21 protein-coding genes are annotated in these 20695 nt (G+C 64.7%); 11 read left to right on the top strand and 10 right to left on the bottom strand.

Annotated elements, in window-relative coordinates:
- The first annotated feature begins 4 nt into the window (after positions 1-4).
- The 5 genes from QRN52_RS19235 (at position 5) to asd (ending at position 3900) form a co-directional block, all read left to right on the top strand.
- A complete protein-coding gene (locus QRN52_RS19235; protein ID WP_284755053.1) occupies positions 5-973 on the top strand; it encodes an NUDIX hydrolase in 969 nt (322 codons plus the stop codon).
- An 18-nt stretch (positions 974-991) separates the two neighbouring features.
- Positions 992-1795 (top strand): thymidylate synthase, encoded by an 804-nt coding sequence (locus QRN52_RS19230; RefSeq protein ID WP_284755052.1) that lies wholly within the window; start codon positions 992-994, stop codon positions 1793-1795.
- Entirely contained in the window at positions 1792-2379 is a 588-nt protein-coding gene (locus tag QRN52_RS19225) for a dihydrofolate reductase (protein ID WP_284755051.1), read from the top strand. Before QRN52_RS19230 ends, QRN52_RS19225 begins: the two co-directional genes overlap by 4 nt.
- 2 nt (positions 2380-2381) lie before the next feature.
- The gene (locus QRN52_RS19220; RefSeq protein ID WP_284755050.1) at positions 2382-2603 is read left to right on the top strand and encodes an NF038396 family protein; all 222 of its coding nucleotides are present in this window, start codon (positions 2382-2384) and stop codon (positions 2601-2603) included.
- 154 nt (positions 2604-2757) lie between these two features.
- Positions 2758-3900 (top strand): aspartate-semialdehyde dehydrogenase, encoded by a 1143-nt coding sequence (asd, locus tag QRN52_RS19215; protein WP_284755049.1) that lies wholly within the window; start codon positions 2758-2760, stop codon positions 3898-3900.
- Between the two features lie 84 nt (positions 3901-3984).
- On the opposite strand, the gene QRN52_RS19210 is transcribed toward asd, so the two are convergent.
- Positions 3985-5103: a winged helix DNA-binding domain-containing protein gene (locus tag QRN52_RS19210; RefSeq protein WP_284755047.1), complete on the bottom strand. Its 1119-nt coding sequence runs from the start codon at positions 5101-5103 to the stop codon at positions 3985-3987.
- Positions 5104-5212: 109 nt separating this feature from the next.
- Between QRN52_RS19210 and QRN52_RS19205 the strand changes: the two genes are divergently transcribed.
- The gene (locus QRN52_RS19205; RefSeq protein WP_284755045.1) at positions 5213-5683 is read left to right on the top strand and encodes a hypothetical protein; all 471 of its coding nucleotides are present in this window, start codon (positions 5213-5215) and stop codon (positions 5681-5683) included.
- Positions 5684-5726: 43 nt separating this feature from the next.
- On the opposite strand, the gene QRN52_RS19200 is transcribed toward QRN52_RS19205, so the two are convergent.
- The 7 genes from QRN52_RS19200 to QRN52_RS19170 all read right to left on the bottom strand — a co-directional run bounded on the left by QRN52_RS19200 (position 5727) and on the right by QRN52_RS19170 (position 12039).
- A complete protein-coding gene (locus QRN52_RS19200) occupies positions 5727-6794 on the bottom strand; it encodes a UDP-N-acetylmuramate dehydrogenase (RefSeq protein WP_284755043.1) in 1068 nt (355 codons plus the stop codon).
- A 37-nt stretch (positions 6795-6831) separates the two neighbouring features.
- Positions 6832-8088, bottom strand: coding sequence for an MFS transporter (locus tag QRN52_RS19195; RefSeq protein ID WP_284755041.1), 1257 nt, complete (start codon positions 8086-8088; stop codon positions 6832-6834).
- A 62-nt stretch (positions 8089-8150) separates the two neighbouring features.
- Entirely contained in the window at positions 8151-8588 is a 438-nt protein-coding gene (locus QRN52_RS19190) for a MaoC family dehydratase (RefSeq protein ID WP_284755039.1), read from the bottom strand.
- A gap of 2 nt (positions 8589-8590) precedes the next feature.
- Positions 8591-9040, bottom strand: coding sequence for an FAS1-like dehydratase domain-containing protein (locus QRN52_RS19185; protein ID WP_059387332.1), 450 nt, complete (start codon positions 9038-9040; stop codon positions 8591-8593).
- 45 nt (positions 9041-9085) lie between these two features.
- Complete coding sequence (locus tag QRN52_RS19180; protein ID WP_284755037.1) at positions 9086-10585, bottom strand: FAD-dependent monooxygenase; 1500 nt, start codon at positions 10583-10585, stop codon at positions 9086-9088.
- A 17-nt stretch (positions 10586-10602) separates the two neighbouring features.
- Positions 10603-10827, bottom strand: a complete 225-nt coding sequence (locus QRN52_RS19175; RefSeq protein WP_284755035.1) for a DUF3188 domain-containing protein — start codon at positions 10825-10827, stop codon at positions 10603-10605.
- 348 nt (positions 10828-11175) lie between these two features.
- Positions 11176-12039, bottom strand: coding sequence for an HpcH/HpaI aldolase/citrate lyase family protein (locus QRN52_RS19170; protein ID WP_284755033.1), 864 nt, complete (start codon positions 12037-12039; stop codon positions 11176-11178).
- Between the two features lie 432 nt (positions 12040-12471).
- Between QRN52_RS19170 and QRN52_RS19165 the strand changes: the two genes are divergently transcribed.
- Genes QRN52_RS19165 through QRN52_RS19150 form a run of 4 tightly spaced genes read left to right on the top strand, consistent with a single transcriptional unit; the run spans position 12472 to position 16328 of the window.
- A complete protein-coding gene (locus QRN52_RS19165; RefSeq protein WP_284755032.1) occupies positions 12472-13518 on the top strand; it encodes an ABC transporter substrate-binding protein in 1047 nt (348 codons plus the stop codon).
- A gap of 2 nt (positions 13519-13520) precedes the next feature.
- A complete protein-coding gene (locus QRN52_RS19160; RefSeq protein ID WP_284755031.1) occupies positions 13521-14453 on the top strand; it encodes an ABC transporter ATP-binding protein in 933 nt (310 codons plus the stop codon).
- Positions 14453-15361 carry an ABC transporter permease gene (locus QRN52_RS19155; protein ID WP_284755030.1) on the top strand — a complete coding sequence of 303 codons (909 nt, stop codon included), beginning with the start codon at positions 14453-14455 and terminating at the stop codon, positions 15359-15361. Before QRN52_RS19160 ends, QRN52_RS19155 begins: the two co-directional genes overlap by 1 nt.
- Before the next feature lie 46 nt (positions 15362-15407).
- Positions 15408-16328: a TauD/TfdA dioxygenase family protein gene (locus QRN52_RS19150; protein ID WP_284755029.1), complete on the top strand. Its 921-nt coding sequence runs from the start codon at positions 15408-15410 to the stop codon at positions 16326-16328.
- 108 nt (positions 16329-16436) lie between these two features.
- On the opposite strand, the gene QRN52_RS19145 is transcribed toward QRN52_RS19150, so the two are convergent.
- Both QRN52_RS19145 and QRN52_RS19140 read right to left on the bottom strand, forming a co-directional pair.
- Positions 16437-17402, bottom strand: coding sequence for an aldo/keto reductase (locus QRN52_RS19145; protein WP_284755027.1), 966 nt, complete (start codon positions 17400-17402; stop codon positions 16437-16439).
- Positions 17403-17624: 222 nt separating this feature from the next.
- Positions 17625-19319: a glycoside hydrolase family 13 protein gene (locus tag QRN52_RS19140; protein WP_284755025.1), complete on the bottom strand. Its 1695-nt coding sequence runs from the start codon at positions 19317-19319 to the stop codon at positions 17625-17627.
- A 108-nt stretch (positions 19320-19427) separates the two neighbouring features.
- Here QRN52_RS19140 and QRN52_RS19135 point away from each other — a divergent pair, with 108 nt between their 5' ends.
- Positions 19428-20633 carry an ROK family transcriptional regulator gene (locus tag QRN52_RS19135; RefSeq protein WP_284755024.1) on the top strand — a complete coding sequence of 402 codons (1206 nt, stop codon included), beginning with the start codon at positions 19428-19430 and terminating at the stop codon, positions 20631-20633.
- Positions 20634-20695: the final 62 nt, after the last annotated feature.

Below are 20695 nucleotides of genomic sequence, written 5' to 3'. Positions count from 1 at the left end.
AAAGTTGAAGAGCGATACACCTGTTGCAGACCAGACGGACCATCCCGGAGAGCCGATCGCCGTCACGGCGGCCGGCGCTATTCCTTGGCGCGTCACCAAGGGCGCCCTTGAGGTCCTGCTGATCCATCGGCCCAAGTATGACGATTGGTCCTGGCCCAAGGGCAAGCTCGACGCCGGGGAAACCATCCCGGAATGCGCCGTCCGCGAGATCAGCGAAGAAATCGGCCTCACGGCCGCCCTCGGGATCCCCCTTCCTCCGACGCACTACCATGTGGCCGCGGGACTCAAGGTGGTGCACTACTGGGCTGCGCAGGTCAACGGCTCCATCATCAAGCCGGACGGCAAGGAAGTGGACGCCTACATGTGGGCCGCGCCGGACAAAGCGGCACGTTTCCTGAGCAACCCCACGGATGTGAGCCCCCTCCAGGCACTGGCGAAGGCGCACCTGAACGGTGAACTGGAGACGTGGCCGCTGATTCTGGTGCGCCATGCCAAGGCAAAGCCACGGTCCTCCTGGACCAAGGCCGAAGGCAGCCGGCCGCTGGCCGTGACGGGCCTGCGGCAGGCGCTGGCCGTGGAACGGCTTCTGGGCGTGTGGAAGCCCCTCCGGATCGTGAGCAGTCCCTGGGCAAGGTGCGTATCCACCATCGCGCCCTACGCCAAGTCAGCCGGAGCCAAGGTGAAACTCGTGGAGGCCCTGACTGAGCACAACCACCAGCGAAGCCCGAAGCGGACGTCCGCCGTCGTCGAGGGCTTGTTCGACAAGCAGCGCGCGGTCGCGCTGTGCACCCACAGGCCGGCACTTCCCACCATCTTGAAGAAACTCGGAGAACGTATGGGCCCGGAGCTTCACGAGATGCTGCCTGCCCAAGATCCGTACCTGGCCCCTGGCGAGATGATCGTGTGCCACGTAGCCCGTGGAAACGGCCAGCGCGTAGTGGCCGTGGAACAGATCAAGCCCTTCGACGACTGACTCCAGTAAGCTGGGTGCGTGAGCATCCCAACCCCATATGAAGACCTCCTGCGCGACGTCATGGCCAACGGCACGCACAAGTCGGACCGCACGGGCACCGGAACGCGGAGCGTTTTCGGCCGCCAGCTGCGCTTCGATCTGAGCCAGGGTTTCCCGCTCATCACCACCAAGCGGGTGCACTTCAAGTCGCTCGCCCTGGAGCTTTTGTGGTTCCTCCGCGGTGAGTCGAACGTGAAATGGCTCCAAGAGCAGGGTGTAACCATCTGGGACGAATGGGCAGACGCCGACGGCGAACTCGGCCCGGTTTACGGCGTGCAGTGGCGCAGCTGGCCGACCCCCGATGGCGGGCACATTGACCAGATCGCCGAGCTCATGAAGGGCTTGGCGGACAACCCGGATTCCCGCCGGCACATCGTCTCGGCATGGAACGTGTCCGAGATCAAGGACATGGCTTTGCCGCCGTGCCACGCGTTCTTCCAGTTCTACGTTGCCGACGGCAAGTTGTCCTGCCAGTTGTACCAGCGTTCGGCCGACATGTTCCTGGGCGTTCCTTTCAACATCGCTTCCTATGCTTTGCTGACCTGCATGGTGGCCCAGCAGCTGGGCCTTGAGCCTGGAGATTTCGTCTGGACCGGCGGGGACGTCCACGTTTACGACAACCACGTGGAGCAGGTCACCGAGCAGCTCTCCCGGGAGCCTTACGAGTACCCGCAGCTGCGATTCGCCCGCAAGCCGGACTCGATCTTCGACTACACCTTCGAGGACTTCGAAGTAGTCGGCTACCGCCACCACCCCTCGATCAAGGCGCCCGTGGCGGTATGAGCACTCAAGAAACCCCTGCCGCGGAGTCGCCTTCCTCCGGGGAGGGCGCGGAAACGCCCACCGGAATCGGCTTGGTGTGGGCACAGACCGGCAGCGGAGTGATCGGCAAGGGCGGGACCATGCCCTGGCACGTCCCCGAAGATTTGAAGCACTTCAGCCAACTGACAACAGGACATCCGGTCATCATGGGCCGGAAAACCTGGGAGTCTTTTCCCGCAAAGTACCGCCCCCTTCCCGGTCGCACCAATATCGTGGTGACCCGGCAACACGGCTGGGCGGACTCGCCCGAAGCACGTGGCGCCGTCGTCGTCTCCTCGCTTGATGCCGCGCTCCTTGAGTCGCAGTTCGCACCGGGCGGCCAGAACGTCTGGATCATTGGCGGGGGCGAAATTTACCGGCAGTCCATCGATATCGCGAATGTCGCCGTCGTCACGGTCATCGATTCCGACACCGACGGCGACACTTTCGCGCCGGAGTTCGGCGAAGCCTGGAAACTTGAGGCGACGAAGCCCGCTGAAGGCTGGCTGACCTCCAAGAACGGCACCAACTACCGGATCGCCACGTGGCGCCGGACGGAAGACTGAGAATGCTGAAGAAACCTGAGACCCTGTTCGTGCTCGGCTACATGTTGTTGCCGCTCTTCGCGCTCCTGTCCGCGATCGTTGGGCTCACCATGATCCTGGGCGGCAACAAGATCCTCGGGATCATCGTCCTCGTAGTGGTGACCCAGGTCTTCGCTTTCGGCGCCTTCTACGCCCTGCGCGCCCGCAAGGCAGCCCTGCTGGAAGAGCCCGACGCCGGCAAGTAAGCGGCAACTTGCCCAACTGACTCGCAGTTGTTGTCGTTTTGGAGCCTCAAAACGACAACAACTGCCAGTCAGTTGGGTCCGGGAACCGCCGTCGTGGATTTCCTCGTGACGTAACCGACAGCGGCCGGGAGCCGCGAAAGTCTAGACTGGTTCAATGACTACAGCAGCTAATCCGTCCGTTGGACTGGTCGGTTGGCGTGGCATGGTCGGCTCCGTCCTGATGCAGCGCATGCAGGAAGAGGGCGACTTCGCCAACATCAACCCGGTATTTTTCTCCACCTCGAACGCGGGAGGTGCCGCGCCGTCATTTGCCGACGGCGCAGGCAAGCTCGAGAACGCGTTCGATATTGAGACTCTTGCCAAGCTGCCGATTATTGTCACGGCCCAGGGCGGCGACTACACGAAGCAGGTCCACGGCGAGCTTCGCAGCCGTGGCTGGGACGGGCTCTGGATCGACGCCGCGTCCACGCTGCGCATGAACGACGACTCCATCATCGTGCTGGACCCCATCAACCGCGACGTCATCGACGCAGGCCTGTCCGGCGGCGTGAAGGACTACATCGGCGGCAACTGCACCGTCTCCTGCATGCTCATGGGACTCGGCGGCCTCTTCAAGAACAACCTGGTCGAGTGGGGTACCTCCATGACCTACCAGGCGGCGTCGGGTGGCGGTGCCCGCCACATGCGCGAACTGCTCAACCAGTTCGGCACCCTCAACAACGAAGTCAGCAGCGAACTGGACGATCCCGCTTCAGCGATCCTGGAAATCGACCGCAAGGTCCTGGCAACCCAGCGCTCCGGCGTCGACGCCACCCAGTTCGGCGTGCCGCTGGCCGGCTCGCTGATCCCGTGGATCGACGCCGACCTCGGCAACGGCCAATCCAAGGAAGAGTGGAAGGCCGGGGTGGAAACCAACAAGATCCTCGGCACGGGCAACGGGAAGCCGGGCAAGGACCATGTGGTCATGGACGGCCTCTGCGTCCGTATCGGCGCCATGCGCTCGCACTCCCAGGCACTGACCCTCAAGCTGCGCGAGGACTTGTCCGTCGCCGAAATCGAGAAGCTCCTGGACGCTGACAACGAGTGGGCCAAGGTTGTGCCCAACACCAAGGAAGCGTCCATGGCGGATCTCACCCCGGTGGCTGCCTCCGGCACCTTGGAGATCCCCGTGGGCCGTATCCGCAAGCTTGAGATGGGCCCTGAGTACATCAGCGCCTTCACCGTGGGCGACCAGCTCCTCTGGGGCGCAGCCGAGCCGCTGCGCCGCATGCTGAAGATCGCTACCGGAACCCTCTAGCAGTCCTGCTTTGTTCAACTGACTTGCAGTTGTTGTCGTTTTGAGCGCTCATAACGACAACAACTGCGAGCTAGTTGGGTGCGCTCAGCGCTCCATGAACCGCACGTACTTCGCCGCCTGGAGCTCGAAGGAGCGCTTGGCCGCCGGAGTCAGGCTTTCCGGTGCGAACGGTTCGGGCACGACCACGGCGGTCCGGCCGGTGCCGCTGCGGGACCAGGTGCCTACTACTTCGCCGCCGGACACAATCATCCGTTTGAAGACGCCGTTGCCGCCTGGAACGACCTTCTGGAAATGCTCAGGTGGCAGGACAAGGTTGCGGTCCGTATACCCGAGCAGGAATTCATCGAATCCCGGCAAGGCGAGGACGGTCCGCGAGCCGGGAACGCCGTCGTCGAGCAGTGCCGCCGTCTCGGGTGACAGCCAATAGGACGTTCCCCGGAAGACGAGCTCAACGAGTTGGCTGCGAATAGCCTCGTGGGCTGCCCGGACCTCAGCTTTGGGGATCTGGGTCCACCACGCGAAGTCGTCGAGCGTGGCCGGTCCGTGGCTGCGCATATACCTGAGCAGGAATTCGGCAACCCCTTCTTCACGGCCCAAGACCTTGGATTCCGGAATCCACTCATCGAAGGCAACGAACAGTTGCTGCCCAAGGGCTTTGCCTGCCGTGCCCGCCGGAGGTCCTTGGACCAGCCAAGCGTTCTGGCACAGAATCCAGAGCAAATGGATCCCGCGTTGGGCCGCGGTCACTTGGCCCGCGGATTCGAAGATCTTGAAAAGTTCCTCGCGTGTGGCGCCTGGGCTGCCGGCGACGCGTTCAAGGGCAAGGTCCCGGCACGTGGCGACGTCTGCCGCTTCGATTCCGAGTTCCCGGTGCCGTGTTGCAACCGAACGCATGGATCGCTCCGTGGTGATGGCCAGGATCCAGCGCAAGTCCTGCGGTGGAACCAGGTGGAGCGTGCCCCGCATGGGCCAGGACCGGACCACTGTGCCGTTCTCCAGCGCTTCCAACACTTGCGAGAGGCCGGAACCGGGAAACCGCTGCCCCACCGCCCAGAACGCCGAGGCGAGATCTTGAGCCTGCATCGCGCCCATCCTGGAGACGCATTCCTCCGGGCTGCTGAATCCCCCGAGCAATCCTTGGCTGGCGAGGCGCAGCCTGCCCATGACTTTGGGAGTGACGCGGATCTTCGCCGAAGCTGCCATGGCCCCATCATAGGACGCACGGCGGACAGCTTCGGTCCTCATTAGCACCCAGAAGGAACTCCCATGCCGCTCACAGGGGCCTTCCAGCGGGCCCTCCTACGCTAGGGGAATGCTGTTCGGTGAGTTAGGTCCGCTGCTGCGGCCGCTCAGCCGGCGGTTAGCGGCCGCTGGTTGGTGCGCCGCCGCCGTCGGGCTTGTCTGCGGTTTGGCAATAGCTGTTGGTGCGGGGGTGCGATTGTCCCCGTCGATGCAGACTGTCCAAGAGGTGGGACTTGCCGCCACTGGCGCCGCAGCCCTCCTCCTGGGCCTTGCCGCCGCGAGCCAGCCACCGTCCGATCGGCACGTTGACGATCCCGAATCCGGGTTCCAGACAAGCGCGAGCGATCAAGTCCGCAGCTTCCTGCTCGCCGCCATCGTCATGCTGCTTGGCGTGGCAGGCTTCGCGGCAGCCGGCTGGATTTCGCCTGGCGGTCCGTCGCCGCAAAGCATAGCGTTCAGCCAGATCTTCCTTCTGGGGGCCGCCAGCTGCGGGCTGACGTTCCTTTTGCTCAACAAGGTGCTCCCGACCGGAAAGCGCTGAAGCGCATTCCGCGCGGGTTCCTAGGCGGGTTCCTCGCGGGCCCCTACAGGGCCAACCCGATCAATAGCGGCTCGGGATGCAGTTCAATGCCAAAGCGCTCGACGACGCCGCGGCGCACCTCGCGCGCGATCGCCACCATGTCCTCCGCGCTGGCTCCTCCCCTGTTGGTGATGGCCAGGGTGTGTTTGGTGGACAGCGAGGCGCGACCGCCTGAGACGCTGGAGGGGTCGAGTCCGAAGCCCTTTCCGAAGCCGGCCTGGTCGATCAGCCAGGCGGCCGACAGCTTGACGAGGCCATCGTTTCCAGCCGGGTACTGCGGCGCTCCCTCGGGCAGCGATGCAGCCGCTGCGGCCGGGACAATCGGGTTGGTGAAGAAGGAACCCGTGGAATACGTGTCCCTGTCCGAAGCATCCAAGACCATGCCCTTGGAAGCGCGCAGCCGCAGGACTTCACGCCGGACGTCGTTGGAGTACGCGCGCTTCCCGGCCTCAACCCCGAGGGACCGCGCTAGCTCCGCGTACCGGATGGGTGCGCTCATGCGTCCGAGGGGCAGCTGGAATTCAACCGTCAGCACCACGTAACGGGGCGAGCCTTCCGTGGTGGTCTGTTTGAGGAGGGAGTCCCGGTAGCCGAACTTGAGCTCGGAGTTGGTGAAGGTCTGCACGGCGTTGCGTTCCCGGTCCCAGGTACGGACTGCGGCGATGGTCTGGGACACGTCGGCACCGTAGGCGCCCACATTCTGCACAGGAGTGGCGCCCGTGGCTCCGGGGATCCCTGAAAGGGCTTCCAGTCCGGACCACGCGTGCAGCACGGAGTGCTCCACGAGGGCGTCCCAGTTGTGCCCGGACTGGACCACCACGGAAACGCCTCCGCAACTATCTTCCGAGTTGACGGTGAAGCCTTGCGAAGCGATTTTGAGCACGATGCCCGGGTATCCGGCGTCGGAGATCAGCAGGTTGGATCCCCCGCCGATGATGAGCAGTTTCTCGCCCGTGGCGTCAGCCGAGCGGACGGCGTCGATGATTTCCCCTTCAGTGCGGGCCTCCACAAAGGTGCCGGCAGGGCCGCCGACGGCGGCCGTGGTCAGTTCGGAAAGCATCGTCTGGGTCACCGAACAAGCCTAGCGGGGATTGCCTGCCCTGGCCGACTCAGGGATTCGCGGATTCAGGTGCGCGCTTCCGCGAGACGGGCGCCAGGAAGAAGCTCGCGACGAGCAGGACCAGGACGGCGAGCAAGGAGTGCAGGATGCCGAAGTGCTCAGCCAGCAACCCCAAGAGCGGCGGACCACAAAGGAAAGCCCCATAGCCGATCGTGGAGACGACCGATACTCGGGCCGCTGCGTGTGCTGGATCGTCCGCGGCAGCGGACATTCCCACCGGGAACCCCAAAGAGGCACCCAGGCCCCAGATGGCCAGGGCCGCGAAGGCGAGCCACGGCACCGGAGCGAAGACAAAGAGTGCCAACCCCACCACAGCCGTGGCCGAGCACCAACGCATCACGGGCACCCGCCCGAAGCGATCCAGGACCACGGTCCCGGCAAAGCGGCCCACAGTCATGAAGGTCACGAAGATTCCATAACCGATGGCTCCGGCAGCGTCGGATTGACCGTGGCCATCGGCCAACGCCAAGGCCACCCAGTCACCCGCCGCGCCCTCAGCCAGGGCGAGCCCCAGGACGAGCAATCCAAGCAGGAGGGTCCGGCGTTCGCGCCATGCCCGGGCCACCATGCGCTTGCTGTCCAAGGGTTCGGCCGGTCCCTGCTGGCCGGGCTGGATGACGGGCAAGGGGCCGGTTGAAGGATCTTCGAAGGTATCCGGCTTTTCGGGCTTGAAGGCCTTTGCGGTACCTCCTGCAGCGGAATGGCGGGTGATATCCGCACGGAACCAGGCGGCCGCTGTCACCACCGAGATGGCGACCACCAGGCCGGCCGCTGCCAGATGCCAGAAGACCGGCAGTCCGGCGGCAGCGGCCCAAGCGCCAAGCCCTGCGCCCGCAACGGTGCCGAGGCTGAAGGATCCGTGGAGGCGGGGCATGATGTGCCGTTCAAGGGCGCGTTCCAGTGACGCTCCCTCTACATTGGACGCCGTGTTCCAGCTGGCCGTGCCGAGGCCGATCACCATGAGTCCAAGCGCCACGACCACCGGGTTTGCCAGCACGGACGTGCCAAAACCGGCGACCGCCAGGCCGAGGCCCACCATGGCGCCGCCGATCCGCGTGGTCAGTCGTGATCCGAGCCGGATCACGATCACCCCGGATGCGGACACGGAGAGGAACGATGCCACCGTCATGCACATCAGCAGGAGGCCTACCGTGCCGGGCGTCAGGTTCAGGCCATCGCGGATCGCCGGCAAGCGGGACACCCACGACGAGAAGGCCAGGCCACTGGCGCCGTACGCGGTCACCACAGCAGTACGCCACCGCGACAATTCCGCCGCGGTGGCGCGAGGTGCAGATTGTTGCAGCCGGCTCAAGCGAGCTTCACAACGGCCTGGGACTTCATGAGGACCTTCTGGCCGGCGAAGGTGACGGTCAGGTCGATGCGCGCGGTGCCGGCTTCGGCGTCGAGCGCTCCCACCACTCCGGCGACCTCGATCACGGCACCAGGCTCGCTGCTACCGGTGGTATCGGCGACCAGCACCGGTTTGGTGAAGCGCGTCTGGTAGTCGACGACGGCGGCGGGGTCGCCGGCCCAGTCGCTCACCAGTTGCACGGCGGAGCCCATGGTGAACATACCGTGGGCGATGACTCCGGGAAGTTCGACGCCGGTGGCGAAGGATTCGTTCCAGTGGATCGGGTTGAAGTCGCCGGACGCGCCGGCGTACTTGACCAGGTCCTGGCGCGTGACCTCGATGCTGCGGGTGCCGATTTCCTGCCCGACGGTGAGTTCTTCAAGTTTCAAGCTCATGGTTACTGTCCCTCTCCGCGGACCAGGATGGACGAGGTGGTGGTGGAGACCCGTTCGCCGTCCACCGTTGTGATTTCCGAACGCGTCGTGATCATGGCCCCGCCGCCCATGGCGCGGACGCCGTCGACGTGCAGTTCGGCCCGCAACTGATCCCCGGCAATGATCGGGCGGTGGTGGGTGAAGCGCTGGTCGGCGTGCACCACGCGGCTGAAGTCGATCCCCGAATCGGGGTCCTCGATCAGCTGGGCATCGGCCCGCTGGGCGACGATGATTGCGAAGGTCGGCGGGGCGACGAGGTCGCTGTGGCCAAGGGCCTTGGCGGCTTCGACGTCGAAGTGGGCGGGATGGGTGGCCTTCACGGCCCGGGCGAACTCCCGGATCTTTTCGCGGCCGACGTCGTACACCTCTGCGGCAGGGTAGCTGCGGCCCTGCAAGTCCGGGTTAATAGTCATGGTCCAACCCTATCGGCCCGGGAGCCGGTAAGAAGAGCCGGACAGCTACCGCGCGGCAGGCGGTCCGAACCATGTGTTGAGCGCATCGGCAAGGCCCGCTTGGGTCCGTTCTCCCACCCAGGCCACGTATCCGTCGGGTCGGATCAACACGGCGGCCGGAGGCGTGACCTCGCCGAGTGCCGGAAGCTCCCAGGCACCAAGGTATGTCGCTTCGATCAATTGAACGCGGTCCGCCCACGGTGTGATGTCGATGCTGCCGGGTTCGCCGAGGTTGAGGAGCACCGGCCGGGCATCGTGCAGCAAGCTGAAGACGCGCAACGGGCCGTCCGGAGTGACGAGGTCGAGATCGGGCATGCGGCGTCCGAGCAGCGGGTGCCCCTCGCCGGCGTCGTAATGTACATCGAGGCCGGATTGCATCGCGGCGAAGGTCTTGCGCGGTTCCTCCATGCCGAGGAGCTCGGCCATGACCTCGCCCACGGCCTTCGTGCGTTCGTCCGGGCGGCGAAGCGCGACACTCGCCATCGTGTTTCGCAGCACGCGGGCAGCCACCGGGTGGCGCTCGGCGTGGTAGCTGTCGAGGAGGCTTTCCGGCGATGTCCCCTTGACCACCTGGGCTAGCTTCCATCCCAGGTTCACGGCATCCTGCACACCGGTGTTGAGGCCCTGTCCGCCGTCGGGGGCATGCACATGTGCGGCGTCGCCGGCGAGCAGGATCCGTCCGTCCCGGTAGCTTGCGGCCTGCCGGGTCATATCGGTGAACCTGGAGATCCAGATGGGACTGTGGATCCCGTAATCCGTCCCGCATACGGCGATGAGCGCCGCGCTCAGGTCTTGGAGGGTGGCTTCGGTCGCGTGTCCGACGTGCTCTTCGGTCACCATGACCCCCACTGGCCCGCCATCCGCGTAAACCACCTTGCCGTCGATGATCTTGTATTCCAGCTTGCCGAAGGAATGGATGCCAAAGGCATTGGGGTGGACGCCCAAAGGCGGCTGCTCGGACATTTCGACCTGGGCGATCAAGGCGCTGGTGGTCGGATCCCACCCGGGGAACCCGATGCCGGCTGCTTTACGGATCAGGCTGCGGCCGCCGTCGCACCCGACGAGGTACTCCGCGCGCATCGCCTCACCGTCGGACAGCTCGACGTCGACGCCGGTCTCGTCCTGCGCGAAACCGGTCACCTCGCGTCCGTAATAGATGGGCACGGCCAGCTCGGCGACCCAGCCGGCCAGGATGCGCTCGATGTGGTTCTGCCACAGACCAAGCCCGTAGTTGTGCCGGGTGGGAAAGTCGCTAATGTCGAAACGGACGCCGCCGAACCCGACGACCTGGGCCACCTGCCCCTCAGACAGGAACCTGTCAGCGATTCCGCGCTGATCCAGGACCTCGATGGTGCGTGAGTGCAAACCGCCCGCGCGTGAACCGGCGAGATCCTGGTTTGCGCGCCGTTCGACAATCGCGACGTCGACGCCCGCCAACGCCAGCTCGCCCGCCAACATCAGCCCTGTGGGACCTCCACCGGCGATCACCACTGCATGCTTGGTCATCGCCATGCTCCTGCAGGCTACTTCTTCAAGCCCTTGCGGACCTGCTGTCCGCGGACCACCATGCCCACGACATGCAGGACCAGACCGAGCCCGATCACGAACAATGACGTCACCGCTAGGCCCTGGTTATGGGAGGTGTTGCCGATGATCGTCAGGATGATCCCGACGGCGATAAGCCCCATCGCGCTGAAAACCAGCGTCTTGTAGGTGATAGAGGCCGTGGCCCAGAATTCGTTCAGCACCACCCAAGTTTAGGACACTTGTCAGAACGGCGAGTCCTGCAGGGCCGGAAACCCGACAAAAGTGAGCGAGCGTCGGTTCAGGACCGGCCTCCAACGGACCCTCGCTCACCTATCACGGCCAATCCACCAACGCTCGCTCACCTATCAACGGTTCCGGGCCAACGCTCGCTCACCTATCAACGGTTCCGGGCCAACGCTCGCTCAGATCATCTGCAGGAGGGTTTCGGAGATTGCCGTCATAAGTGAGCGAGCGTCCCGAAAAAGCCGGACATATGTGAGCGAGCGTCCTGAAAAAGCCGGACATATGTGAGCGAGCGTCGGTGGGTGCCATTAGGTCGGTGGGTGCCCTTAGAGGGAGGGCTGGACCCCGAAGGCCACCGCGAGCTTCATGATCTTTTCGGCGCGGCCGAGGCGCGGGAGATCGGAGCCGTCGCGGATGACCCTGCCGTTGGCTTCGAAGTCGTTCATGAAGTCGGTGGCCCAGGCGACGTCGGACGGCGTGGGGCTGATGACCTCGTTGATGACTGTGGTCTGGTCAATGGCCAGGCAGAGCTTGCCGGTCATTCCCATGGTCACCGTGATGCCGGTCTGCTCGCGCAGGATCGGGTGGTTGGTGCCGACGGTTGGGCCGTCGATGGGGCCCGGCAGGTTGCCCACGCGGCTGGCGACGACAAGCTTGGCACGCGGGTAGGCCATCGCTTCAGGGGTAGCGGCCATGCCGGTGTCCCGGCGGAAGTCGCCCGAGCCGAAGGCCAGGCGGAAGGCGCCCTGGGCGCGGGCAATGTGGTTGGCTTCCTCGATGCCGAGGGCCGACTCCACGAGTGCGACCACCGGGGTCTTGCCGTCCATGCGGTGGAACGATTCGGTGACCTGGTCAGCGGACTCAGTCTTGGCCAGCATGACGCCCAACAGGCCCTGCGTGCCACGAAGACCGGCGAGGTCATCGGCCCAGAACGGGCTTGTTGCGTCGTTGATGCGGACCCAGGCCTGGCCACCAGCGGTCAGCCAGTTGATGACGTTGTCGCGGGCGATGTCCTTCTGGGACGGGTCCACGGCGTCTTCGATGTCAAGGATGATGGCGTCCGCGCGCGATGAGGCCGACTGGTCGAAAAGTTCCGTCTTCATGGCGTTCACGAGGAGCCAGGAGCGGGCAATGTCTGCGGGAATTCTGCGGGTGGACCGAATCGACTCGGCGGCGGTGCTAGACGTCATGTATCTACCGTATCCGCCCAGCCGCCAGGAACGCTAAGAATCTGGCGCCGGTGTGAGCATCAATACGAACAAAACGATTGTGACAGGGACCCCACAGCAACTAACTCGCAGTAGTTGCCGTTATGAGCCGTCAAAACGACAACAACTGCGAGTCAGTTGGGTTTCGCGCGCTTTGGGGAGCCCGGAGCGCAACCCAACTCAACCCAGCGACGCCGGGCGAAACCCTGCGACACGGAGCGAATTGTGTCCTTGCATTGCCCGGAGTTGCGCTGGGATTTCGCCGGATTTCCCCCGGTTTCCCGGCATTTCCGGGGGTTACTGCCGGGCTTCCCCTGACCAGTGGACGTGCGCTTACATCGTTCCCACGGCAGTTCGGTCTACCCCGGAACAGAGCCGGACCAACGAATTCCACACCCCCAGAAAGTAGCTCCCATGAAACTGCACCAGCCCCTGCTAGGCGTCGCGGCCGCCGTCGTACTTGCGCTGACGGTGACCGGCTGCGGCGGCAATGCCCAATCAGGAGACCAGCCAGCCGGTCAACCGGAGGTCAAGGAACTCCGCTACCAAGGCTCGGCCAACAACGTCGGCCTCCCGGAACTGGCGGCGGATCTCGGTTACCTGGGTGACATCAAACTCAACTGGGTAGGCAACACCACCAGCGGCCCCCAGGACATCCAGTCGGCGGCCACCAACCAGACCGACTTCGGCGGTGCGTTCGCCGGGGCAGTCGTGAAGCTGATTGAGGCAGGGGCTCCGGTGACCGCCGTCGTGAATTACTACGGCGAAGACGCCAAGACTTTCAACGGCTTCTACGTCAAGGCGGACAGCCCCATCAAAACCGCGAGAGACCTCATCGGCAAGAAGATCGCAGTCAACACCCTGGGTGCCCATTCCGAAGCCGTCATCAACACGTACCTCGGCAAGAACGGCCTCAGCCAGGACGAAATCAAGCAAGTACAGCTGGTAGTGCTCGCGCCCAACGACACCGAAGAAGCCGTGCGCCGGGGCCAGGTGGATGTCGGAAGCCTGGGCGGGGTCCTGCAGGACCATGCCGTTGCGACCGGTGGACTGCGCTCGCTCTTCAACGACTATGAACTCTTCGGCACCTTTGCCGGTGGACAATACGTGCTCCGCAATGACTTCATCGAAAAGAACCCCAACACGGCCCGGATCTTCGCTACCGGCGTGGCCAAGGCCATCAAGTGGGAGACCGAGACGCCGCGCGACCAGGTGATCGCCCGCTTCAAGAAGATCATCGACGCCCGCGGACGCAATGAGAGCACCGCGAACCTGCAGTACTGGAAGAGCCCCGGCGTCCCCGACAACGGCGTGATCAAGGACGAGGACTTCACCCGCTGGTCCGCGTGGCTGAAGAACTCGGGGATCGTCAAGAGCGATCTCACACCGTCGAAGTACTACACGAACAAATTCAACGATCTCGCATCAAGCACCCCAACCCCAAGCACCGCGAAGGGATAGTGATGACCGCCAAAATCAGCCTCCGCAATGTCACCAAGCAATTCACCGTCCGCCCCGGCAAGGCCTCCAAGGGCGCCAAGCGCTTCCAGGCATCCCAGCCAGGCCCGAAAGAGCCCACCACACTGACCGCCCTTGACTCCTTGAACCTCGACGTGCGCGACGGCGAGTTCCTCACCTTGGTGGGGCCCAGCGGTTCCGGCAAGACCACCTTGCTGGACCTCCTGGCTGGCCTGTCCACGCCCACCTCCGGCGAGGTATTGGTGGACGGCCAGCCAGTGACGGGACCTGGAAAGGACCGTGCCGTGGTTTTCCAGCAGTACGCGCTCTTCCCCTGGCGCACGGCATCGGCCAACGTGTCGATCGGGCTCGAAGGCAGGGGCACCGACGGGCGCAAGCTCAACCGCCGCGAACGCGCCGCCAAGGCAAGCGAATACCTCAAACTGGTGGGCTTGGCTGGCTTCGAGGACCGTTTCCCGCATGAGCTTTCGGGCGGCATGAAACAGCGAGTGGCCATTGCCCGGAGCCTCGCCTACGAGCCCGATGTGCTCCTCATGGACGAACCCTTCGCCGCATTGGACGCCCAGACGCGTGAACAACTCCAGGACGAACTCCTGCGGATCTGGCGGGCGACGGGCAAGACGATCGTGTTCATCACGCACGGGATCGACGAGGCCGTGTACCTGGGGCAGCGCGTCGCCGTCTTGAGCGCGCGCCCGGGTCGCCTCAAGGAAATCGTGGACGTGGACCTCCCGGACCGCGACGGCGAGGACGACATCCGTTCGCACCCCGCCTTCGTCGAACAACGGCACAAGGTCTGGACCTCGCTGCACGACGAAGTCCGCCTGGCCCAGGACGCCGGGCACCGCAAGATCCTGCCGGACGGCACGGCCCCGGATGAAGTCCGGGGGGCAACTCTCGAAAGGAGCGCAGCCTGATGACCACAACACTCGCGCAACAGACCGCGGCGAGCGCCGCGCCCAAGCCAGCTCCCGCCGTCGGGCACTCCAGGCCCGTCGAGACGGGGCGTCGGAGCACGACGGCGATACTCGCCTTCGTGCGGACAGCAGCCGCCCGCGCCGGTTCCGGCCTGTGGAAGGCCGCGGGGATTATCGCTTTCCTGGCTCTTTGGGAACTCGGGCCGACCTATCTGGCCAGCCCCTCAACCCGGGTATTCCTGCCGCCTTTGCACGTGGTCCTGGCAGCGTGGGGGAAGCTGTTCGAATCCGGCACCATCCAGGCAAATTTGGCCGCGAGCCTCACCCGTTCGGTGTCGGGATTCGGCGCGGCCCTCGTAGCTGGCGTAACCCTCGGATTGCTGATCGCGTGGTACCAACGGCTCAATTCGGTGCTGAACCCGCTCCTGGAACTGTTCCGCAACACAGCCGCGCTTGCCCTGCTGCCTGTCTTCACGCTGCTGCTCGGGATCGGAGAGGAGTCCAAGATCAGCATCGTGGCCTACGCGGCGTTCTTTCCGGTCCTGCTGAACACGATCGCCGGTGTGAAGACGGTGGACCCGCTGCTCATCCGGGCCGCGAAGTCGCTCGGCCTCTCGAGCCTTTCGCTGTTCCGCAAAGTGATCCTGCCTTCCGCGGTGCCCACCATCTTCACGGGAATCCGCATGGCCGGCACAGCGTCCATCCTGGTGTTGATCGCCGCGGAGATGGTGGGTGCGAAGGCGGGGCTCGGTTATTTGATCGTGAATGCCCAGAGCAGTTTCCTTATCCCGGACATGTACGCCGGCATCCTCACGGTGTCCCTTTTGGGCCTTGCCGTGAATTTCCTCCTCGTCGCCTTGGAGCGGCATTTCTCCCGCTGGCGGACCGCCGTCGGGTCCGGGTCCTGACCGTCAATCCATCCATCCAGTAAGTCACAACAGAAAAGGAACAAAAATGTCCATCATTACCGAAACCAAACTCGAATTCGCCAAGCTAGGATCCAGGATCGGCGCCGAAATCCGCGGCTTCGACCTCAGCGGCGATCTCTCCGCGGAAACCGTGGGGCAGATCCGGGCCGCGCTCAACGAACACAAGGCCCTCGTTTTCAGGGAGGCCAACATTCTCAGCGACGAGGCTCAGGTGAAATTCGCCAGCCATTTCGGCCCGCTCACCACTGCGCATCCGACTGTGGCCTCGGTGGAGGGCGAAGAGAACGTCCTGCCCGTGGACAGCGAAAACGGTTCCGCCAACAATTGGCACACCGACGTCACGTTCGTGGTCAACCCGCCGCAGGCTTCCACCCTGCGCAGCATCGATCTGCCGTCCTATGGAGGCGAAACCCTGATTGCTTCTTCGGCGGGAGCGTACGCAGACTTGCCGGACGAGCTCCGGAACTTCGCGGACACGCTCTGGGCGATCCACACCAACGACTACGACTACTCGGTGCCGAAGAACCTGGAACATGAGAACGCCGACGAGCGGCGCAAGGAATTCACCCGCATCAAGTTCGAAACCGCCCACCCCGTGGTGCGTGTCCATCCCCTGACCGGCGAGCGCGGATTGTTCATTGGGGGCTTCGCGCAGCGCCTTCGGATCGTGGGGCTGTCCAACACCGAGTCGAAGGACATCATCCGTTTGCTGCAGGCCTATGTCACCCGTCCGGAAAACGTGGTGCGCGTGAACTGGGAGCCGAACCAGTTGGTGCTCTTCGACAACCGCATCACCCAACACTACGCCCCGGACAACTACGACGGCCAGCCGCGCAAGCTCAACCGAGTAACTATCGCCGGCGACATCCCGGTGGGCGTGGACGGCAAGCCGAGCCAATCGATCCAGGGTGATTCAAGCACCTATTCAGTTGTCGCGCCGCTGTAGTAGCACGCATGTGTTGTTGTAGCTGCCTTAGCCCAACTGACTCGCAGTTAATGTCGTTCTGAGCCCTCAAAACGACAACAACTGCGAGTCAGTTGGGCTTAACGCGCCTTAGGGGAGCTTGCTGCCCCGCGCAGCCACCCACAGGCCATACCACTCGGCCCGCGTCATGGCTGCGGCATTGGCGGCCGCATCCGCGCAGGCAGCGATCCGCGCGGGGTTGGAACTGCCGAGCACCGGGGAAATACGCGCGGGATGCTTCATGAGCCACCCCAACAACACGGCCTCGGGAGTGACACCTTTTGCTTCCGCGAGCTGTGCGACCAGAGCGGCAGTCGCAGTGTCCGCGGCAGTGGGTGCATCCGGCGTCGAGCCCGTGTACCGGCCCTGCGCGAGGGAGCCGTAGGCCTGCAACTCAATCCCCTGGCTGACGCAGTGTTCCAAGGTGCCGTGCGGGAAGCTGTAGCCGAGGGCATCGTCATGGTTGACCAGCACAGTGCTCTCAAGCCAAGCCCGACGGTGCAGGCTCATTTCCAGCTGGTTGGCCACGATCGGCACCTCCAGCTGGTCCTGCAGGAAGGCGATCTGCGCGCCGGACATGTTGGACACGCCCAATTGCCGCACCTTGCCTTCCGCCATGAGCTGCCCGACGGCGGTCGCCACCTCGGCGGGTTCCATCAGGGGGTCGGGGCGGTGGAGCAGCAGCACGTCGACGTAGTCGGTCTTCAGCCGTTCCAGGCTTCCATTGACCCGGTCCAGGATGGCGTCCTTGCTGAGGTCGTAGTGTCCGTCGACTCCGGGCTGGCCGAGCCGGATTCCGCACTTGGTCTGGAGCTGGATCTTTTCCCGCAGCTCTGGCGTCCCGGCGAGGACTTCGCCGAACACAGCCTCGGACTTGCCGTTGCGGTAGATGTCGGCGTGGTCGAACAAGGTAACGCCGATACCCATGGCGGCCTCGATCGCAGCCGCGGCCTGTTCGATCTCCACAGCCCCGTATTCGCTGCCCTCCCACGGGCCTCCGAGGCCCATGCATCCATAGATGAGCCGACCCGCGGCTGTTTCACTCTTTGCTGTCATTTTCCAACTCTTTCACATGAAACTGGCCCGCAGTTGTTGTCGTTTACGGCCTTCAAAACGACCTTAACTGCGTGGGCCCACGCCGCCAGGGTTCCCTGGCCGTGGGCCCCCACCGGCGAGGGTCCCTGCCTGAGCTTGCGAAGGCTGGGAGCCGGTGGGGACTTGCGAGGCGAGGGAGGCGGTGGGGACCAGTTGGGTCAGGGGTAGGGCAGGGGGCAGGGCCTAGACGATCCAGGCCGTCGTGTTTGCCGGGAGCTTGCCGCCGTCGAGCGGTGCGCTGCTCACGACGACGGTGCCTTCCGGAAGTGCCACCGGCTCGGTGCCGAAGTTCGTCACCGATTGCCAGCCGTTGGGCCGCGCGAAGTGCAGCACCGACTCGTTGCTGGAGGGGATCCACTCAAGATCCTCGGCCGCCCGCAGTTCCGAGCGCAGTTCCAGGGCCTTGCGGTACAGCTCCAGAGTGGAACCGGGAACGTTGTCCTGTGCCTCCACTGCGTAGCCCGCGAACCATTCAGGCTGCGGCAAGTGGGCATGTCCATCGCCGAAGCCGAACGACGAACCTTCGCTGGTCCACGGCAGCGGGACACGGCAACCGTCACGGCCGACGTCGACTCCCGGGTTGCGGAAGAACGCCGGGTCCTGGCGCTGGCCGTCCACGATGTCGCCGACTTCCTGCAGGCCAAGTTCTTCGCCTTGGTACAGGTATGCAGAACCGGGCAGGGCGAACATCAGCAGCGACGCGGCGCGGGCACGGCGCAAGCCGAGCTCGGCGTCGACGTCGGCGGCCGAACCGCCGTCGAGCAGCCATTGCTTGCCGTCCTGGCCCAAGCCGTCCCGGCCGCCGCCCGCGGGCAAGCCGTAGCGGGTGGCGTGCCGAACGACGTCGTGGTTGGAGAAGACCCACGTGGACGAAGCACCGGAGGCCGCAGCCTCGCCGAGGTTCTTGGTGATGATCGTGCGGAACTGCCCGGCGTCGAAATCGGCCTGGAGGAGGTCGAAGTTGAAGGCCTGGCCCAGTCCTTCGGGGCTGGCGTAGCGGGCGCGGCGGTCCGCGTGGACCCAGGCTTCGGCGACGGCCGTCCGGGGCGGGTTGTACTCGTTGAAGACCTTGCGCCACTCGGCGTAGATCTCGTGCACCTCGTCGCGGTCCCAGAACGGGTGCGCGCCCAAAGCGTTTTCGCCTTCCTTGGGCAACTCGGTCTTGGAGGGCAGAACCTCCGGCAGGTCCTTCGTGAGGGCATGGGCGACGTCGATACGGAAGCCGTCCACGCCACGATCGGACCAGAAGCGCAGGGTCTTCAGGAAGTCTTCGCGGACCTCTGGGTTGTCCCAGTTGAAGTCCGGCTGCTCCTTGGTGAAGATGTGCATGTACCACTGTCCGGGGGTGCCGTCCGGTTCGGTGATGCGCTCCCAGGCCGGGCCGCCGAAGATCGAGTCCCAGTCGGCCGGGGGCAGTTCGCCGTTCTCGCCCAGGCCGTCGCGGAAGATGTAGCGTTCACGGGCAGCCGAGCCCTTCGGGGAAGCCAGCGCCTCCTTGAACCATTCGTGCCGGTCCGAGGAGTGGTTCGGGACAATGTCCGCGATCAACTTGATGCCTGCAGCGTGCAGGGCGGCCGCCATCTCATCGAAGTCTGCAAGGGTGCCCAGCTTGGGGTCCACGTTGCGGTAGTCATCGACGTCGTAGCCACCGTCAGCAAGGGCCGAGGGGTAGAACGGGCTCAACCAGACGGCGTCAATGCCGAGGGACTTCAAGTACGGAACCTTGGCGGTAATGCCCTTGATGTCGCCCAGTCCGTCGCCGTTCGCATCGGAGAAGCTGCGCGGGTAGATCTGGTAGACAGCCGCTTGGCGCCACCAGTTGGGATCGGCCATGCGCTCGGAGTCGGTGTGAGTTGCCATGGTGGCGGTGGAGGACAAAGGGAATCCTGTTCTGTGTCGACGCTTCGATGGATGGGACTTTTATTTAGAATCTAAATTTAGTATCTCAAGTATTATGTGACGCATACCTACAGGAGGTCAACAGGGATGCCCGAAATCGCGACTGCCACTCCACAGATGCTGCGCCGGGTCAATGCGGCCAGCGTGCTCGCAGTCATCCGTTCCTCCGACGCAGTGACCGTCTCGGAGCTGATGGAAGCCTCTGGACTGACCCGTGCCACCACCATTTCGGTGTGCGAAGACCTCATGGCCCGGGGCTGGATCCGCGAACTGGAAAACCAGCGCGACTTCGGCACGTACCAGATGGGCCGTCCCGCCCGGCGCTTCGAGCTCGACGAAAGCGCCGGCTGCGTCTTGGGGATCGACGTCGGCGTCCTCAAGACCACCGTGGTGGTGGCCGATCTGCGCGGTTCAACCATTGGACGGGCCAGCGAGCCATTCCGCGGCAGGGAGATCGAAGCGGAGGAACGGATCCGTGTTATCAGCCAAACCGCGCTTCTCGCCCTCGATGCTGCCGGAGTGGTACCGGACAAAGTCCTTGCGGTGACGGTCGGGCTTGCCGCCCCGGTGGGCCGCGACGGAAACATCCTCGTCAGCCAGCCGTTTTGGAGCCTGTTCGACGTCGGGCTGAAGAAGGCCCTGCACGATCTGCACGGATGGGCGGTAATGCTGGAGAACGATGCCAACTTGGCGGCGTTGGGCGAATGTTGGCGCGGTGCCGGCGGCGGCGTCCAGGACCTAGCCGTACTCCTGGCCGGGGAGCGTTTCGGTGCGGGCCTGGTGGAATCCGGCAGGCTGCTGCACGGCGCTGCGGGGGGCGCGGGCGAAATGGCCTACCTGGACATGGTGGAAGGTGTGGGCTCTCCCGACGGCCTCGCCGCGCTCGCCAGGTTGTGGGCAACGGAAGCCCTGGCGGGAGAGTCGAAAACGACGCTGCGCACGGCGGCGGCGCCGGGCCGCGAGGTCACCGCGCAACACGTCTTCGCCGCTGCTGCCCAGGGTGACAAGGTGGCGCTGGGTATCCTGGACCGGCTTTCGGACCGGCTGGCCCGGGTGGTCTCCACGTTGGCCATCCTGCTCAACCCGGAGCTTGTGGTGATCGGCGGCGCGGTGGCAGATTCGGCGTCGGCCCTGCTTGAGCCGACCGCGCGAAAGCTGGCTGCCTACACCGCCACTCCCCCGCGGCTGGCAGCGTCACCGCTGGGCGATGCGATTGTGGGCATCGGCGCGGTGCGCCACGCACTGGACCACGTGGAGAAGAACTCCTTGGATCTGGTGTTGCGGCGCGCCTAGGGCGTGTCTCCTAATGCTGTCAGCCAGATGCTGATGGCGCGAAGGACGGCACCGCCCCGGTA

Source organism: Arthrobacter sp. efr-133-R2A-120 (assembly GCF_030209835.1).
Lineage (GTDB): Bacteria > Actinomycetota > Actinomycetes > Actinomycetales > Micrococcaceae > Arthrobacter.
The sequence above is the reverse complement of the archived record's forward strand: the minus strand, read 5'-3'. Positions and strand labels throughout refer to the sequence as shown.

Excerpts from the sequence above, each read along its gene's own strand:
- QRN52_RS19225 (WP_284755051.1), top strand. The coding sequence starts at position 1,792 with ATGAGCACTCAAGAAACCCCTGCCGCGGAGTCGCCTTCCTCCGGGGAG.
- QRN52_RS19220 (WP_284755050.1), top strand. The coding sequence starts at position 2,382 with ATGCTGAAGAAACCTGAGACCCTGTTCGTGCTCGGCTACATGTTGTTG.
- asd (WP_284755049.1), top strand. The coding sequence starts at position 2,758 with ATGACTACAGCAGCTAATCCGTCCGTTGGACTGGTCGGTTGGCGTGGC.
- QRN52_RS19210 (WP_284755047.1), bottom strand. The coding sequence starts at position 5,103 with ATGGCAGCTTCGGCGAAGATCCGCGTCACTCCCAAAGTCATGGGCAGG.
- QRN52_RS19205 (WP_284755045.1), top strand. The coding sequence starts at position 5,213 with ATGCTGTTCGGTGAGTTAGGTCCGCTGCTGCGGCCGCTCAGCCGGCGG.
- QRN52_RS19190 (WP_284755039.1), bottom strand. The coding sequence starts at position 8,588 with ATGAGCTTGAAACTTGAAGAACTCACCGTCGGGCAGGAAATCGGCACC.
- QRN52_RS19185 (WP_059387332.1), bottom strand. The coding sequence starts at position 9,040 with ATGACTATTAACCCGGACTTGCAGGGCCGCAGCTACCCTGCCGCAGAG.
- QRN52_RS19180 (WP_284755037.1), bottom strand. The coding sequence starts at position 10,585 with ATGACCAAGCATGCAGTGGTGATCGCCGGTGGAGGTCCCACAGGGCTG.
- QRN52_RS19170 (WP_284755033.1), bottom strand. The coding sequence starts at position 12,039 with ATGACGTCTAGCACCGCCGCCGAGTCGATTCGGTCCACCCGCAGAATT.
- QRN52_RS19165 (WP_284755032.1), top strand. The coding sequence starts at position 12,472 with ATGAAACTGCACCAGCCCCTGCTAGGCGTCGCGGCCGCCGTCGTACTT.
- QRN52_RS19160 (WP_284755031.1), top strand. The coding sequence starts at position 13,521 with ATGACCGCCAAAATCAGCCTCCGCAATGTCACCAAGCAATTCACCGTC.
- QRN52_RS19155 (WP_284755030.1), top strand. The coding sequence starts at position 14,453 with ATGACCACAACACTCGCGCAACAGACCGCGGCGAGCGCCGCGCCCAAG.
- QRN52_RS19150 (WP_284755029.1), top strand. The coding sequence starts at position 15,408 with ATGTCCATCATTACCGAAACCAAACTCGAATTCGCCAAGCTAGGATCC.
- QRN52_RS19145 (WP_284755027.1), bottom strand. The coding sequence starts at position 17,402 with ATGACAGCAAAGAGTGAAACAGCCGCGGGTCGGCTCATCTATGGATGC.
- QRN52_RS19135 (WP_284755024.1), top strand. The coding sequence starts at position 19,428 with ATGCCCGAAATCGCGACTGCCACTCCACAGATGCTGCGCCGGGTCAAT.